The 18,396-nt window shown below is 70.6% G+C and carries 1 protein-coding gene (running past one end of the window); it reads right to left on the bottom strand.

Annotated features, from left to right (window positions below):
• On the bottom strand, window positions 1–18,396 hold the 5' portion of the coding sequence (locus D7V77_RS06380) for a non-ribosomal peptide synthase/polyketide synthase (protein ID WP_120575381.1). The gene continues 13,116 nt to the left of window position 1, outside the view; only the first 18,396 of its 31,512 coding nucleotides appear in the window; it begins with the start codon at window positions 18,394–18,396; its stop codon lies off the left edge, out of view.

The raw sequence follows: 18,396 nt of genomic DNA, 5'->3' as shown, positions 1-18,396 counted from the left end.
GCCGTCGGACACGATGTGGTGCACCGTGAGCAGCAGCATGTGGCGCACGTCCGAGATGCGCACCAGCGTGGCGCGCAGCAGCGGGCCCGTGGCCAGGTTGAACGGCCTGCCCGCGTCCTCGTCCGCCAGACGCTGCGCCTTCGCCTCGCGCTCCGCCTCCGGCAGGTGCGTGAGGTCCACGAGCGGCAGCGGCATGGCGGCCGCCGGGTGGACGACCTGCACCGGGTTGCCACCCTCCGCGCGGAAGGTGGTGCGCAGCACTTCATGCCGGCGCACCAGCTCCGTGAAGGCCTGCTCCAGCGGGGCCACTTCCAGCGCGCCGTCCAGCATCACCGGCGCGGCGATGTTGTAGAACGCGCTGTCCGGCTCCAGCTGATCCAGGAACCAGAGGCGCTGCTGCGCGAACGATAGCGGCAGCGTGTTCTCGCGAGACAGCGGCACGATGGCCGGTGCCTCCAGGCCGAAGCCCTGGCGGACCGCCTCATCCACGCGAGCGGAGAGCGTCTCCACCGTGGTCGCCTCGAAGAGCGCGCGCAGGGGCAGCTCCACGCGGAACGCGCTCCGGATGCGGGAGATCATCTGCGTCGCCAGCAGCGAGTGTCCGCCGAGCACGAAGAAGTCATCCTTCGCACCCACGCGCTCCACGCCCAGCAACTTCGACCACAGGCCCGCGATCAGCTCCTCGGTGGGAGTGCGCGGGGCCACGTGGGCGCGGCCTGCTTCGGTCTCCTGCTCCGGCGCGGGCAGCGCGCGGCGGTCCACCTTGCCGTTGGACGTGAGGGGCAGCGCGTCCAGCATGACGAAGGCGGACGGCACCATGTAGTCCGGCAGCCGCGTCTTCAGGCCCTGGCGCAGCGCCCCGGCCTCCAGCGTGTGGCCGGGCACCGCGACGACGTAGGCCACCAGGCGCTTGTCGCCCGGCACATCCTCGCGCGCCAGCACGGCGACTTCCGCGACGCCGGGCAGGCCGCTCATCGCCGCCTCGATTTCAGGCAGCTCGATGCGGAAGCCGCGCACCTTCACCTGGAAGTCGACGCGGCCCAGGAACTCCAGCGCGCCGTCCGGCAGGTAGCGGACGCGGTCGCCCGTGCGGTACACGCGCGCGCCGGGCTCCGCGTGGAACGGATCCGCCAGGAAGCGCTCCATCGTGAGGCCGGGCTGTCCCAGGTAGCCCCGGGCCACGCCCGCGCCGCCGATGAACAGCTCGCCGGGCACGCCCACGGGGACGGGCTGCAGCGCCGCGTCCAGCACGTACATCCGAGCATTGGGCAACGGACGGCCCAGCGGCACGGAGGCCGTGGCCGACAGCTGCGTGCCCCGCTCCACCTTCCACGTCAGCACGCCGACCGTGGTCTCTGTGGGGCCGTAGTGGTTGAAGACTTCGAGTCCGGGCACCAGCGCGTGCACGCGCGCCACGAGCGCCGGATCGGACGCCTCACCGCCCAGCACCAGCCGCTTGCGAGGCAGGACGCGCTCGGGCGACGGCGACGACAGGAGCGCCGTCAGGTGCGAGGGGACGATCTTCAAGCAGTCCACCGCGTGGCGCTGGAAGTAGTCGCCCAGCGCGGCCGGATCGGAGGCGCGGTCGCGGGAGATGAGGTGCAGCGTGCCGCCGCCGCGCAGCGTCGGGAAGACGGCGGTGTGGCCCAGGTCCGCGGCCAGCGTGGACACCGACGCGAAGCTCGCCGCCGGGGGCAACTCCAGGCGCAGCGTCACGCCCTCCACGTAGTGGTTGAGCTGACGGTGCTCGATGGCCACGCCCTTGGGCCGGCCCGTGGAGCCGGACGTGAAGATGACGTAGGCCAGGGAGCTCGCGTCACCCAACCGCTTCGGGTCGTCCTCACGCTCGCGCGAGAGCAACCCGGCGTCGGAGTCCAGGCACACGTGTCCCCTGGAGGCGTCCGCCACGTGCTCGGCGAGCGAGGCCTGGGTGACCACGAGCGAAGCCGCCGCGTCCTCCAGCACCGTGCGCAGGCGCTCCGGAGGATGCGACGGATCCAGCGGCACGTACGCGCCGCCGGCCTTGAGGATGCCCAGCATGCCGACGATGGCGTCCGGGGTGCGCTCGGTGAGCAGACCCACGCGCGCATCCGGGCCCACGCCGCGCGCGCGCAGCCAGTGCGCGAGCTGGTTGGCCCTGCGGTTCAGCTCCCCGTAGGTGAGCTGGCCGTCGTCGCAGACCACCGCCACGGCGTCCGGCGTGCGGGCCGCGTGGACGGCGAAGCGCTCATGGACGAGGGTGTCGCCCGCGGACGCCGAGGCCGTGGCGTTCCAATCCACCAGCAGCTTCTGGCGCTCCGCGTCCGGCAGCAGCCGCGCGTGCTCGTGACGCGCGTGCGGGTTGGCGGCCATCGCTTCGAGGGCGCGGAAGTAGTAGCCCGCCAGCGCCTCCGTCTGGTCCGCGTCGCGCTGCGTGCCGTTGGTGCGCAGCACGAGCATCAGCGCGCCGGTGTCCGGGCGCTGGAGGAACAGCGTGCTCAGCGGAAGCTCCATCCACGCGGTGGACGGCGTCTCCTCCAGCAGGCGCACGCCTTCGAGCTGCGACAGGCCTCCGGCCACGTGGAAGTGGACGAAGTTGAAGATGGTCTCGAACAGCCGCTGGCCACCCAGCTGCTGCTGCAACCGGCCCATGGGGTAGCGGCGGTGCGGCCAGATGTCGCCGTCCGCCTTCGAGACCTGGCGCACCAGGTCCAGCCACGAGCCGTCCGCCAGCGTCACCGGGAACGGGATGCTGTTGAGGAACAGGCCCACCATGCGCTCACTGTCGGCCGTCTCCGGACGTCCGTTGGAGACCACTCCCGTCACCACCGAGCGCTGTCCCTCCATCAGCGCACGCACGCGCAGGTGCGCCGCCAGCAGCACGGTCTTCAGCGGCACGTTGACCGCCTGTGCCACGCGCTGCAGTCCTTCCTGGAGCGCGGCGGGCACGTCGACCTGCCGCATGCTCAGCACCGGCTCCTGGCCCGCGGGCAGCGGCGCGCGAGGAGCAGGACGGTCCACTTCCGACAGGCGCGACTTCCAGAACTGCTCGCCCTCGCCGGAGGTGAGCGACTGGTGCTCCAGCGCGACGAACTGACGGTAGGTGACGGCCAGCGGCGCCGCCTCCGGGGCCGGCGTGCCGCGCAGCAGGTTCACGTAGCCGCGGAACAGCTCCGACAACAGCGTCGCGAGGCTCCAACCATCCAGGATGGCGTGGTGGAAGATGAGCGAGAACTGGAGCGTCTTCTCCGTGCGCCGGTAGATCGCGAAGCGCAGCAGCGGCGCGCGGTTCCAGTCGAACGGACGGCAGCGGTCCGCTTCCACGAGCCTGCGCAACAGCGCGTCCTGCTCCGCGGCGGGCACGTGGCGCACGTCGTGGAGCTCCAGCGGCACCTGGGCCTCGCGGTGCACGAACTGCAACGGCTGCTCGTAACCGGTGAGGTCGAACGACGTGCGCAGGATGGCGTGGCGGCGAGCCAGCTCGGCCAGCAGCTGGCGCATCTTCGCCTCATCGAGCGCCATCTCCAGGTGGTAGCTGGTGGCGTCGTGGTACATGCCGGACGCCTGGTCCAGCTCGCTCTGGAAGAGCATGCCGGCCTGGAGCACGGCCACCGGATACGCATCCTCCACATCCGCGGGGAGGCGCGCGCGGTCCGCTTCGGACAGCAGGCTGAAGGGCTCCGAGCCAGGGACGGCCTGCGCCGCGGCCTTCGACGGGGCCGCGTGCACCAGGTTCCCCAGCGCGCGGATGGTGGGCTGACGCAGCAGCTCCACCATGGGCAGATCCAACCCGCGCTCGCGCAGCTTCGCGATGAGCTGGATGCTGCGGATGGAGTCACCGCCCAGGTCGTAGAAGCTGTCGTCGATACCGACGCGCTCCACGCCCAGCACCTCCGCCCAGACCTCGCACAGCGCGGTCTCCTCCATGGTGCGAGGCGCGGCGTACGCGGTGGACATCTGAGGACGCTCGCTGCCGGGCACGGGCAGCGCGCGGCGGTCCACCTTGCCGTTGGGCGTGAGCGGCAGCGCGTCCAGCGCCATCAGCGCCGTGGGCACCATGTACGCGGGCAGCTTGTCGTGCAGGAACGCACGCATCGTGTCCACGCCAAGCGGCTCCGCGCCCTCTTCCGTGACGACGTAGGCCACCAGGGCCTTCTCGCCCGCGACCTCCTGCACGGCGACGGTGACGTCGAGCACGGACGCGTGTCCGCGCAGCGCCGTTTCAATCTCGCCCGGCTCGATGCGGAAGCCACGCACCTTCACCTGCTGATCGATGCGGCCAAGGAACTCCAGGGCGCCGTCCGCGCGGAAGCGGACCTGGTCGCCGGTGCGGTACAGCCGCGCGCCCGGCACGGTGCTGAACGGATCCGGGATGAACTTCTCCGCCGTCAGCTCCGGCTGGTTCAGGTAGCCATGCGCCAGGCCGTCGCCGCCCGCGAACAACTCGCCGGGGGCGCCCAGGGGCACGGGCTGCAGGGACGCGTTGAGGACGTGCACGCGCGTGCCGTTGATGGGACGGCCGATGGGCACGGAGATGCCCAGCGCGCCCGCGTACTCCACCGGGTAGCACGCGGTGAACGTCGTGTTCTCCGTGGGGCCGTAGCCGTTGATGACGCGGCAGCCCGGCAGCTGCTCCATCACGCGCAGCACGTGCGCGGGGGACAGCACGTCACCACCCGCCAGGAGCTGGCGCACGGGACGCAGGCCGTCCAGGTTGCCGTCCACCATCTGGTGGAACAAACCGGCGGTGAGCCACAAGGTGCTCACGCCCTCGCGGTTGATGACCTCCCCCAGTTCGTCCAGGGTGGGCGCGCGCGGCGGGAACACGGCGAGCTTCGCGCCGTTGAGCATCGCGCCCCACAGCTCGAAGGTGGACGCGTCGAACGCGAGCGGCGCCAGCTGGAGGAACACGTCCTTCGACGACAGGCTCACCCACTCCGGACCGCACACCAGGCGCACCACGGCGCGGTGGGGCACGGACACGCCCTTGGGGCGACCCGTGGAGCCGGAGGTGTAGAGGACGTACAGCTCGTCCTCGCCGCTCGGCGCGGTGTCGAGGTTGGCGTCCGAACGCTTCGCGAGCGCGGCAGCGTCGTCATCCAGGCAGATCACCTGGAGCCACTGCGCGGGCAGCTCGTCCGCGATCGCGGAGACGCTGACGAGCGCGGACAGGCCCGCGTCCTCGATGAGCATCGAGAGGCGTTCGGTGGGGAAGCTGGGGTCGAGCGGCACGTACGCGCCGCCCGCCTTGGCGATGCCCAGCACCGCCACGACGAGGTCCAGCGAACGCTCCAGGGACACACCCACGCGCTTGCCGGGCCTGACGCCCAGGGCGCGCAGGTGGTGCGCGAGCTGGTTGGCGCGCGCGTTGAGCTGCGAAGCGGTGAGCGTTTCGCCCTCGAAGCTGACGGCGACCGCGTCCGGGGTGCGGGCGGCCTGCGCCTCGAAGACGCGCGACACGGGCTGGCCGTGCGGGTACGTCCGCGGGCGGTCGTTCCACGCGGCGAGCGTGTTGCGCTCATCCGGCGTGAGCAGCGGCAGCGTGCCGATGCGGAGCTCGGGGTCGTCCACGACGGCGCGCAGCAGCGACTCGAAGTGGGCGAACAGGCGCTCCACCGACGCGCGATCGAGCACGTCCGTGTTGTGCTCCACCGTGACGGTGAGCCCGCCCTGCCACGGGAACACGACGACGAGCAGGTCCCACTTCGCGGTCCCGTTCGTCTCCGCGTCCAGGAGGCTCAGCTCCAGGCCGGGGAGCTGGAGCGGCGGCAGCGGCGCGTTCTCCAGCACGAACTTCACGTTGAAGAGCTGGCCACCCGGCTCGCGCGGCGGCTTGAGCGCCTGCACCAGCGTGCCGAAGGGCAGGTCCTGGTGCTCGTAGGCGTCCAGGGTCCCCTTGCGCACGCGGTCCAGCAGCGAGCGGAAGGACAGGTCGCCCGACACCTGCGTGCGCAGGACAAGCTGGTTGGTGAAGAAGCCGACCAGGGACTCCAGCTCCTCGCGGGCGCGGTTCGCGATGTCCGTGCCCACGACGATGTCGTCCTGGCCGGTGCGGCGGTGCAGGAGCGCGTCGAACGCGGCGAGCAGCACCATGAACAGCGTAGCGCCCTCCCCTCGCCCCAGCGCTTCGATGCGGGACGTGAGGTCCGGGGACAGGTGGAAGCGGCGGCTGTCACCGTGGAAGCGGTCGCCCGCGGGACGCGGCGCGTCCGTGCGCAGCGCGATGCGGGGCGCTCCGGCGAGCTGCTTCTTCCACCAGGAGATCTGCTGCTCCAGCACGTCGCCGCTCAGCCACTGGCGGTGCCAGAGGGTGTAGTCCGCGTACTGCACGGGCAGCGCGGGCAGCGGCGAGGGCTCTCCGCGCGAGAACGAGGTGTAGAGCGCCTGGAGCTCGTTCATGAACACGCCCACGGCCCAGCCATCCACCACGATGTGGTGCATGGCGAGGCACAGCACGTGCTCGCGCGCGCTCAGCTTCAGGAGCTGGGCGCGCAGGAGCGGGCCCTGAACCAGGTCGAACGGCCGGGCGGCCTCCGCGTTCAGGTGCTTCCGGGCCTCGGCCTCCGCCTGGTCGGCGGGCAGCGAGGACAGGTCCACCACGGGCAGCACGAACGGCTTCGCCGGCAGGATGACCTGCACGGGCGCGCCGGACGCGTCCTGATGGAAGACGGTGCGCAGCGCATCGTGGCGCCGGACGATCTCCTCCAGGCCGCGGCGGAGCACGTCGACGTCCAGGTCGCCAGTCAAACGCGCCGCGCTGGGCACGTTGTAGATGGGCGTGCCCGGCGTGAGCTGCTCGAAGAGCCAGAGGCGCTCCTGATCGAACGACAGCGGCAGCGAGCCCTCACGCGACGCGGGCTTGAGCGGCGGCGTCTTGAACTTCCGCTCGGCGCCGGTGGCCTCGTCCACGCGGGCGGCCAGGGCGGCCACCGTCGGAGACTCGAAGAGCGCGCGCAGGGGCAGCTCCACCTGGAACTCGCCGCGCAGACGCGACACCAACTGCGTGGCCATCAGTGAGTGGCCGCCCAGTTCGAAGAACGAATCCTCCGCGCCCACGCGCTCCACGGTGAGCACGCGCGCGAAGAGGGCCGCCACGCGCGTTTCCGTCGACGTGCGCGGGGCCACGTAGGCATCCGGACGCGTGAGCGCACCCGTGGGGGCTGGCAGGGCCTTGCGGTCCACCTTGCCAGCGGGCGTCATCGGCAGTGCGTCCAGCACCACGAACGCCGACGGCACCATGTACTCCGGCACGCCGTCCTTCAGGTGCTTGCGCAGCGAGGCCGCGTCCACCGTCCGCTCCGGCTGCGGAACGACGTAGCCGACGAGCCGCTTGTCGCCCGGGACGTCCTCGCGCACCACGACCGCCGCCTCACGCACGTCCGAGTGGCGCAGCAGCACGGCCTCGATTTCACCCAGTTCGATGCGGAAGCCACGCACCTTCACCTGGTGGTCGATGCGGCCCAGGTATTCGAGCTCGCCCTCGGCCAGCCAGCGCACGCGGTCGCCGGTGCGGTACAGCCGCGCGCCGGGCTCCTGGCTGAACGGGTTGGGGACGAACCTCTCCGCCGTCATGTCCGGCCGGCCCTGGTAGCCGCGCGCCAGGCCTTCACCCGCGACGTACAGCTCGCCCGCGACACCCACGGGCACCGGATGGTGCAGGGCATCCAGCACGTACACCTGCACGTTCGCCAGCGGCTTGCCGATGGTCAGGCGCTCCGCCCGGACACCGCCGTGCGTAAGGGTCGCGCAGACCGTGGTCTCGGTGGGGCCGTACGCGTTGATCAGCGTCCTCCCCTGCCCCCACTTGCGAGCCATCTCCACGCTCAGCGCCTCACCGGCGGAGACGATGGTGGACAGCCCGTCCAGTCCGTCCGTGCTCAACTGCGCGAGCACCGACGGCGTCAGCGTCACGGTGGTGATGCGCTGCGACTTCAGCAGCGTGCGCAGCGGCTCATCCGGCAGCAGGCGGTCGCGAGGCGCGAGCACCAGCGTGGCCCCGGACACGAGCGTGCTGAACACCTCCCACACGCTGGCGTCGAAGCTGGACGCCGCGTACTGCAACGCGCGGCGGCCCGTACCCAGGCCCTTCGCCGCGGCGGCCTGCCGGGCGGTGTTGTTGAGGCCCCGGTGCGGCAGGAGCGTGCCCTTGGGGCGGCCCGTGGAGCCGGACGTGTAGATGACGTACGCCAGGGTGTCGGCGTTGGCGCTGGAGGCCGGAGCGGTCTCCGGCAGCGTCCGGAGGTGCGTCGCCTCCACGTCCATGCGCACGACGCGCAGGCCGTCGGAGGGCAGCTGCTGGCTCAGCGATTCCTGCGTCACCAGCACGGGCGCGCCGCTGTCCTCCAGCATGAAGGACAGGCGCTCACGCGGGTAGGACGGATCCAACGGCACGAAGGCGCCACCGGCCTTCTGGATGCCGAGCATCGCCACCGCCAGCTCCAGCGAACGCTCCACGCAGAGCGCCACACGCACCTCGGGCCCGACGCCCAGCGTGCGCAGGTGGTGCGCCAGCTGGTTCGCCCGCGCGTCCAGCTGCGCGTACGTCAGCGAGGCATCCTCGAACACCAGCGCCTGCGAGTCCGGCGCGCGACGCACCTGGGCCTCGAAGAGCACCGGGAACGTCACGTCACCCGTGACGTCGCCGCGAGTGTCGTTCCACGCCACCAGCACCTGGTGACGCTCCTGCTCACCCATCAGCGCGAGCTGGGACAGCTTCGCCATGGGCCGCACCGCCACGGACTCCAGCAGCACCCGCAGGTGCTCCGTCATCCGCCGCGCCGTCGCCGCCGCGAACAGGTCCGTGTTGTACTCCAGCGTTCCTTCCAGGCCGCCCGCCGTCTCCGTCAGCGACAGCGTCAGGTCGAACTTCGCGGACTTCGCGTCAACTTCGTACGGCGACAGCTCCACGCCCGACAACTTCAGGTGCGGCAGCACGTCCTGCTGCAACGCGAACATCACCTGGAACAGCGGCGCGTGGCTCAGGCTGCGCTGCGGCTGGAGTTCTTCCACCAGCTTCTCGAACGGCACGTCCTGGTGCGCGTACGCGCCCAGCGTCGTCTCACGCACCTGCTTCAGCACCTGCTGGAAGCTCGGGTTGCCCGCCAGCTTCGTGCGCAGCACCAGCGTGTTGACGAAGAAGCCGATGAGGCCCTCCGTCTCCGCCTGCGTGCGGCCCGCGATGGGCGAGCCCACCGAGATGTCGTCCTGCCCGCTGTAGCGAGACAGCAGCACCTGGAACGCCGCCAGGAGCAGCTGGTACGGCGTGACGCCTTCCTGCTTCGCCAGCGCGTTCAGCGTGCGGCTCAGGTCCACGCCCAGCTTCACCGGCACCGTCGCGCCGCGGTACGTCTGCACCGCGGGACGCGCGAAGTCCGTGGGCAGCTCCAGCACCGCGGGCGCTCCGGACAGCTGCTGCTTCCAGTAGCCGACCTGCTTCTCCAGCACCCCGCCCAGCAGCCACTCCCGCTGCCATTGCGCGAAGTCCGCGTACTGCACCGCCAGCTCCGGCAGCGGCGACTTCTGGTTGAGGACCTGGGCCTCGTAGAGCGCGGCGACCTCACGCACGAGCACGCCCATGGACCAGCCGTCGGAGACGATGTGGTGCATCGTCACCAGCAGCACGTGATTCGCTTCTCCCAGCTTCAGCAGCTTCGCGCGGAAGAGCGGACCCGTGCCCAGATCGAACGGGCGCGCGGCTTCTTCCTCCGCCAGCCGCCGCGCTTCCGTGTCCTGTGCACCGGAGACATCCACCACCGGCAGCTCGAAGACCTTCGCCGGGTGGATGACATGCACCGCCTGACCGTTCTCATCGCGGAAGGTCGTGCGCAGCGACTCATGCCGGCGGACGATCTCTTCCAGGGCCCGCCGCATGGCTTCCACATGCAGCGCGCCCTCCAGCTTCACACCGCCCGCCACGTTGTAGAAGGCGCTGCCCTGCTCCAGCTGGTCCAGGAACCACAGACGCTGCTGCGCGAACGACAGCGACTCCGTGGCGCTCCGGGGCCGAGGCGTGATCGCCGGGGCCTTGGACGCATCACGGCCTGACACGGCCGTATCCACGAACGCCGCGAGCGAAGCCACCGTGCTCAGCTCGAAGAGCGAACGCAGCGGGACCTCGGCGCCGAAGGCCGTGCGCAGCCGGGAGACCAGCTGCATCGCCAGCAGCGAGTGTCCGCCCAGTTCGAAGAACGAGTCCTCCGCGCCCACGCGCTCCACGCGCAGCAGCTGCGCGAAGATCGTCGCGACCTGCTCTTCCGTCGCAGTGCGCGGAGCCACGTACTGGCCCTGCGCCACCTGGGCCTCCGGAACCGGCAGCGACTTGCGGTCCACCTTCCCGTTCGGATTCAGAGGCAGTGCGCTCAACACCACGAACGCCGACGGCACCATGTACTCCGGCAGCCGCGCCTTCAGGCCCTTGCGCAGCTCCGCCACGTCCAGGGGCGAACCCGCCACGTACGCCACCAGGCGCCTGTCGCCGGGCACGTCCTCGCGCACCATCACCACGGACTCGCGCACGCCGGGCTGCGTGGACAGCACCGACTCCACTTCGCCCAGTTCGATGCGGAAGCCACGCACCTTCACCTGGAAGTCGATGCGGCCCAGGTACTCCAGCTCGCCATTCGGCAACCAGCGGATGCGGTCGCCCGTGCGGTACATCCGCGCGCCGGGCTCCTGGCTGAAGGGGTTGGGGACGTACCTCTCCGCCGTCAGAGCAGGCTTCGCCAGGTAGCCTCGCGAGAGGCCCGCACCCGCGATGTACAACTCGCCCGGCACGCCCTGCGGTACCGGACGCAGCCACGCATCCAGCACGTACCCCCGCGAGCCCGTCAGGAGACGGCCAACGGTCGGCTCCCGCGCCGCGCCTTTCTCCACTCGCAAGTACGTCGAATACGTCGTGTCTTCCGTCGGGCCGTAGAAGTTGTAGACGGCCTCCACGTTCTTCAGCCCGTACACCGCCTGCGCCAGCCGGTTCAGCAACGGCTCACCGGCGAGGTTCACCGTGCGCACCGTCTCCGGAACGCCTTGGCTGCGCAGCAACTCCGCCATCGCGGAGGGCACGGTGTTCACCAGCGTCACCCGGCTCGCGTCCTTCATCGTCGGGAGCGCCAGCGCGTTCTCCGCGACGATGACGGAACCACCGATGTTCAGCGGCGCGAAGACTTCAAACACTGAGATGTCGAAGTTCAGCGACGTCGACGCCAACATGCCCGACAGCTGTTGCGGCGTGAAGAACGTCGTCGCCCAGTGCAGGAAGGCCACCACGCTGCGCTGCTCGATGGCCACGCCCTTCGGACGGCCCGTCGAACCCGACGTGTACAGCACGTACGCCAGATTCCTCACGCCCGTGCGCGCATCGACGCGCGAAGCAGGGTTCTTGGAGATGTTCTCCCAATCGGTATCCAGGAACACGTTGCGCGCCGAGTGCGCAGGGAGCACGCCCAGCAACTTCTGCTGCGTCAGCACCACCGTCGCCTGCGCGTCCTCCAACATCCAGCCCAGGCGATCCTGCGGGTACGCCGGATCCAACGGCACGTAGGCGCCGCCTGCCTTCAGCACGCCCAGCAGCGCCACCACCATCCGTGCGGAGCGCTCCAGGCTCACGCCCACCAGCATGTCCGGGCCCACGCCCATGCCACGCAGGTGATGCGCCAGCTGGTTCGACTGCGCCTCCAGCTGCGCGTACGTCAGCACCTCTCCATCGAAGTAGACGGCCGCTGCATCCGGCGTGCGCGCGACCTGCGCCTCGAAGAGTGCCTGCATCGTCCCGGTCACCGGGGCCGGCAGGTCCGTCCCCGACACGTCCAGCAGCAGCGTCTGCTTCTCCTGCGCGCCCATCAGCGACAGGTCGAACACCTTCGCCATGGGCCGCACCGCCACGGACTCCAGCAGCACCCGCAGGTGCTCCGTCATCCGCCGCGCCGTCGCCGCCGTGAACAGGTCCGAGTTGTACTCGAGCGTCCCTTCCAGTCCGCCCGCGGTCTCCGTGAGGAAGAGCGTCAGGTCGAACTTCGCCGTCTTCGACTCCACCTCGTACGGCGACAGCTCCATGCCCGACAGCTTCAGGTGCGGCAGCACGTCCTGCTGCAGCGCGAACATCACCTGGAACAGCGGCGCATGGCTCAGGCTTCGCTGCGGCTGGAGTTCCTCCACCAGCTTCTCGAACGGCACATCCTGGTGCGCGTACGCGCCCAGCGTCGTCTCGCGCACCTGCTTCAGGAGCTGCTGGAAGCTCGGGTTGCCTGAAAGCTTCGTGCGCAACACCAGCGTGTTGACGAAGAAGCCGATGAGGCCCTCCGTCTCCGCCTGCGTGCGGCCCGCGATGGGCGAGCCCACCGAGATGTCGTCCTGGCCCGTGTACCGCGCCAACAGCACCTGGAATGCCGCCAGCAGCAGCTGGTACGGCGTGACGCCTTCCTGCTTCGCCAGCGCGTTCAGCGAGTGGCTCAGGTCAGTGCCCAGCTTCACCGGCACCGTCGCGCCGCGGTACGTCTGCACCGCCGGACGCGCGAAGTCCGTCTGCAGCTCCAACATCGCCGGAGCCCCGGCCAACTGCTGCTTCCAGTAGCCGACCTGCTTCTCCAGCGCGCCGCCCAGCAGCCACTCCCGCTGCCACTGCGCGAAGTCCGCGTACTGCACCGCCAGCTCCGGCAGCGGCATGGCGCGGCCCTGCGAGTGCGCCTCGTAGAGCGCGGCCATCTCGCGCACGAGGACGCCCAGCGACCAGCCGTCGGAGACGATGTGGTGCATCGACACCAGCAGTACGTGCTTCGCTTCTCCCAGCTTCAGCAACTGAGCGCGGAAGAGCGGACCCGTGCCCAGATCGAACGGACGCACGGCCTCTTCGTTCACCCGGCGCTGAATCTCTGCCTCACCCGCGACCGACAGGTCCACCACGGGCAGGTCCATCCGGCCCGCCGCGTGGATGATCTGCACCGCCTGACCGTTGTCCTCACGGAACGTCGTGCGCAGCGACTCGTGCCGCGCGACGATCTCCTGGAGCGTCAGCCGCAGGGCTTCAACGTCCAGCGCGCCATCCAGACGCACCGCGCCCGGCACGTTGTAGAGCGCGCTCCCCTGCTCCAACCGGTCCAGGAACCACAGGCGCTGCTGCGCGAACGACAGCGGCAGCACGCCCTCTCGCGACACCCGCTTCAGCGGCGGCAGGTTCGCGGCCTCCGCCTGCTGCTTCTTCCCGTCGACGAACGACGCGAGCGAGGCCACCGAGTTCAGCTCGAAGAGCGAACGCAGCGGGACCTCGACGCCCAAGGCCGTGCGCAGCCGGGAGGACAGCTGCATCGCCAGCAGCGAGTGTCCGCCCAGCTCGAAGAACGAATCCTCCGCGCCCACGCGCTCCACGCGCAGCAACTGCGCGAAGAGCGTGGCCACCTGCTCCTCCGTCGCCGTGCGCGGCGCCACGTACTGGCTCCGCGACTGGGCCTCCGGCACCGGCAGCGCCTTGCGGTCCACCTTCCCGTTGGGCGTCAGCGGCAGCGCGTTCATCACCACGAACGCCGACGGCACCATGTACTCCGGCAGCCGCGACTTCAGTCCCTTGCGCAGCTCCGCCACGTCCAGAGACGCGCCCGCCACGTACGCCACAAGGCGCTTGTCGCCCGGCACGTCCTCACGCACCACCACCACCGACTCACGCACGCCGGGCTGCGACGCGAGCGCCGACTCCACCTCGCCCAGTTCGATGCGGAAGCCACGCACCTTCACCTGGAAGTCGATGCGGCCCAGGTACTCCAGCTCGCCCGTTGCCAGCCAACGCACCCGGTCGCCCGTGCGGTACATCCGCGCGCCCGCGTCGGTGCTGAACGGGTTCGGCACGAAACGCTCCGCCGTCAGCGAAGGCTTCGCCAGGTAGCCGCGCGCGAGGCCCGCGCCCGCGATGTACAGCTCGCCCGGCACGCCCTGCGGCACTGGACGCAGCCACGCGTCCAGCACGTACGCCCGCGAGCCCGTCAGCGGACGGCCAATCGTTGGCTCACACGCGGCACCCTTCTCCACCCGCGTGTACGTCGAATACGTCGTGTCTTCCGTCGGGCCGTAGAGGTTGTAGACGCCCTCCACGTGCTTCAGTCCGTACAGCGGCTGCGCCAGCCGGTTCAGCAGCGGCTCGCCCGCGAGGTTCACCGTGCGCACCGACTCCGGCACGCCCTGGCTGCGCACCAACTCCGCCATCGCGGAGGGCACCGTGTTCACCAGCGTCACGCGGCCCGCGTCCTTCAGCGTCGGCAGCGCCAGCGCGTTCTCCGCGACGATGACGGCACCACCGCTGGTCAACGGCGCGAAGACTTCGAACACGGACAGGTCGAAGTTCAGCGACGTCGCCGCCAACACACCCGCCAGCTGCTGCTTCGTGAAGGTCGCCGTCGCCCAGTGCAGGAAGGCCACCACGCTGCGCTGCTCGATGGCCACGCCCTTCGGACGGCCCGTCGAACCCGACGTGTACAGCACGTACGCCAGGTTCCCCACGCCCGTGCTCGCCGTGACAGGCGTCGTCGGCTGCCGCGCGATCACGGCCCAGTCCGTGTCCACGCAGACGGCCTTCGCGGAGTGCTCAGGCAGCACGCCCAGCAGCTTCTGCTGCGTCAGCAGCACCGGCGCCTGCGCGTCTTCCAACATCCAGCCCAGACGATCACTCGGGTATGCAGGATCCAGCGGCACGTAGGCGCCGCCCGCCTTCAACACGCCCAGCAGCGCCACCACCATCCGCGCCGAACGCTCCAGGCTCACGCCCACCAGCGTGTCCGGGCCCACGCCCATGCCGCGCAGGTGGTGCGCCAGCTGATTCGCCTGCGCGTCCAGCTGCGCGTACGTCAGCGCCTGTCCATCGAAGTGGACCGCGGGCGCATCCGGCGTGCGAGCCACCTGCGCCTCGAACAGGGCCTGCATCGTCCCGCTCACCGGGGCCGACAGGTCCGTCCCCGACACGTCCTTCAGCAGCGTCTGCTTCTCCTGCGCGCCCATCAGCGACAGGTCGGACAGCTTCGCTCCCGGATCCGTGAGCAGCGACTCCAGCAGCACCCGCAGGTGCTCCATCATCCGCCGCGCCGTCGCCGCCGCGAACAGGTCCGTGTTGTACTCGAGCGTCCCGTCCAGCCCGCCCGCCGTCTCCGTCAGGTAGAGCGTCAGGTCGAACTTCGCCGTCTTCGACTCCACGTCGTACGGCGACAGCTCCACGCCCGGCAGACGGAAGTGCGGCAGCACGTCCTGCTGCAACACGAACATCACCTGGAACAGCGGCGCGTGGCTGAGGCTGCGCTGCGGCTGCAGCTCCTCCACCAGCTTCTCGAACGGCACGTCCTGGCGCGCGTACGCACCCAGCGTCGTCTCCTTCACCTGGGCCAGCAGCGCGCGGAAGGACGGATTGCCCTCCAGTTTCGTGCGCAGCACCAGCGTGTTGACGAAGAAGCCGATGAGGCCCTCCGTCTCCGCGCGCGAACGTCCCGTGATGGGCGAACCGACCGAGATGTCGTCCTGCCCCGAGTAGCGCCCCAGCAGCACCTGGAACGCCGCCAGCAGCAGCATGTACGGCGTGACGCCTTCCTTCTTCGCCAGCGCGCCCAGCGCCTTGCTCAGCTCCGCGCCCAGCTTCACCGGCACCGTCGCGCCGCGGTACGTCTGCGCCGCCGGACGTGCGAAGTCCGTGGGCAGCTCCAGCACCGCGGGCGCTCCGGACAACTGCTGCTTCCAGTAGCCGACCTGCTTCTCCAACACGCCGCCCAGCAGCCACTCCCGCTGCCACTGCGCGAAGTCCGCGTACTGCACCTTCAGCGCCGGCAGCGGGGACCCCCGCCCGCCACGGAACGCGTCGTAGAGCGCGGCGACTTCACGCACGAGCACGCCCATGGACCAGCCGTCGGAGACGATGTGGTGCATCGTCACCAGCAACACGTGCTTCGCTTCACCCAGCTTGAGCAACCGCGCGCGCACCAGCGGACCCGCGCCCAGGTCGAACGGGCGCCCGGCCTCTTCATCCACGCACCGCCGCGCCTCCTCCTCGCGCGACGCCTCCGGGAAGCCCGTCAGGTCCACCACCGGCAGCTCGAAGGCCTTCGCCGGGTGGATGAGCTGCACCGCCTCGCCGTTCTCCTCGCGGAACGTCGTGCGCAGCGACTCGTGCCGGCGGACGATCTCCTCCAGGCTCCGGCGCATCGCCTCCGCGTCCAGCGCTCCGTCCAGCCGCACCGCGCCCGGGATGCTGTAGAGCGCGCTGCCCTGCTCCAGCCGGTCCAGGAACCACAGGCGCTGCTGCGCGAACGACAGCGGCTGCGTGGCGCCACGCGGCCGGGGCGCGAGCACCGCCGCCTTCGGCTCCTGCTTCGACGCCGTGATGCGCTTCGCCAGCTCCACCAGGCTCGGCCCCTGGAGCAGCAGCTCCATGGGCAGCGCGATCCCCAGCCCCTTCTCCACCGTGTGCGCCAGCTCCACCGCGCTCAGCGAATCCAGGCCGTAGCGCGTGATGGGCTCACGCACGTCCACCGTCTTCGCCGGCACCTTCAGCTGCTCCGCCACGCGCTCCACCAGCCACGTCAGCGTGGCCCGCGCGGCCTCCGGCACGTCCTCGCGCACCGGCGCCGCGGCGGGCTCCGAGGCCTCGGCGGCATCCGACTCCTCCGCCTCCTCGAACCCCGGCTCGCGCCACACCAGCACCGTGCGCAGCTCGTCCGCGAGGAACTGCGCCTTGCTCGCGTGCCGCTGGATCTTCCCGCTGGAGGTCTTCGGGATGCTGCCGGGCTCGATCAGCGCCACGGCGTGCACCTGCACCTCGTGCCGCTCGGCGACGCGCTGGCGGATCTCCTTCACCGCCGCCTCCGCCATGTCCACCTGCTTGCGCAGGTTGCCCGCCTTGCGCAGGTCGATCTCCTGCACCACCACCAGGCGCTCCTCGCCCGCCACCTCCAGCGACACCGCCGCGACGCTGCCAGCGCGCAGCGCGGGGTGGCTCTCCTCCACCGTCTGCTCGATGTCCTGCGGGTAGTGGTTGCGGCCCCGGATGATGATCAGGTCCTTGGCCCGTCCGGTGACGTACAGCTCGCCGTCCCGCATGAAGCCCAGGTCGCCGGTGCGCAGGAACGGGCCTTCGTCCGTGCCCTTCACTCGCGCATGGAACGCCTCCGCCGTCGCCTCCGGCTTGTTCCAGTAGCCCAGCGCCACGCTGGGGCCGCGCACCCAGATTTCACCCACGCCGCCGGGCGCGCACGCCTCGCGCGTCTGGGGATCCACGATGGCCACGGGGTGTCCCGGCCGCTCATCGCCGCAGCCCACCAGGACGCGCGCCTCCGGCTTCGCCGCGTCCACCAGCACCGCCCGGCGCTGCTCCAACGCCGGAGCATCCAGCGCGCAACGCACCGGCGGCGCCTCCACGCGCCCGCCCGACACCAGCAGCGTCGCCTCCGCCAGGCCGTAGCACGGGAAGAAGAACTCCCGCTTGAAGCCTTGCGGCCCGAAGGCCTGCTCGAAGCGATCCAGCGTCGCCGGACGGATGGGCTCCGCGCCGGTGAACGCCACCCGCCACGAGCTCAGGTCCAACGACTGACGCTCCTCCGCCGGGATGCGCCGGATGCACAGGTCGAACGCGAAGTTCGGCCCGCCGCTGATGGTGGCCTTGTAGCGGGTGATGGCCTCCAGCCACACGCGCGGGTTCTTGAGCATCGTCATCGGCGACATCAGCGCCGCGTGGAACGTCGCGTACAGCGGCGTGAGGATGCCGCCGATGAGCCCCATGTCGTGGTACGGCGGCAGCCAGATGACGGCCGAGCTGCTGGGGCCCAGCTCGAACGCGTCGGTGATCAGCGCCAGGTTGTGAGCCAGGTTGCCGTGGCTCAGCATCACGCCCTTGGGCGAGCCCGTGGACCCCGACGTGTACTGGAGGAACGCCAGCGTCGACGCGTCCACCGCCGGCGGCGTCCACTCCGCTTCCCCACCCGCCGGAATCTCGTCCGTCCCCACCCAGTGCAGCGAGCGCAGATCCGGCGCCTGCTCGAAGACGAACTCCGTCATGGACAGGATGCCGGACGTGGTGAGCACCACCGTCGCGTTCGCGTCCTGGATGATCGCGCGCAGGCGCGGCAGCGTCCGCTCCAGCCGCATCGGATCCGGCGGATACGCCGGCACCGCGACGAGCCCCGCGTAGAGGCACCCGAAGAACCCCGCCACGTACTCCAGGCCGGGCGGATACAGCAGCATCACGCGCTCGCCCGGCTTCGCCACCTTCCGCAGCGCCACCGCGATCCGCCGCGCCCGCGCATCCAGCCCCGCGTAGCTCAGCGTCCCGTCTTCCTGCCCCGCGTCATCCAGGAACGTGTACAGCGCCTGTTCGGACCGCGACTCGGCCCGACTGCGCAAGATTTCGACGAGAGTGGAATGCGAGGGCGTCAGCTCAGGGGAACGCGGCAAGGAAGAACCCAT

The sequence above is a fragment of the Corallococcus sp. CA041A genome (genome assembly GCF_003612075.1).
GTDB classification, from domain to species: Bacteria; Myxococcota; Myxococcia; order Myxococcales; family Myxococcaceae; genus Corallococcus; species Corallococcus exiguus.
This window is presented reverse-complemented; position numbering and strand designations above follow the sequence as displayed.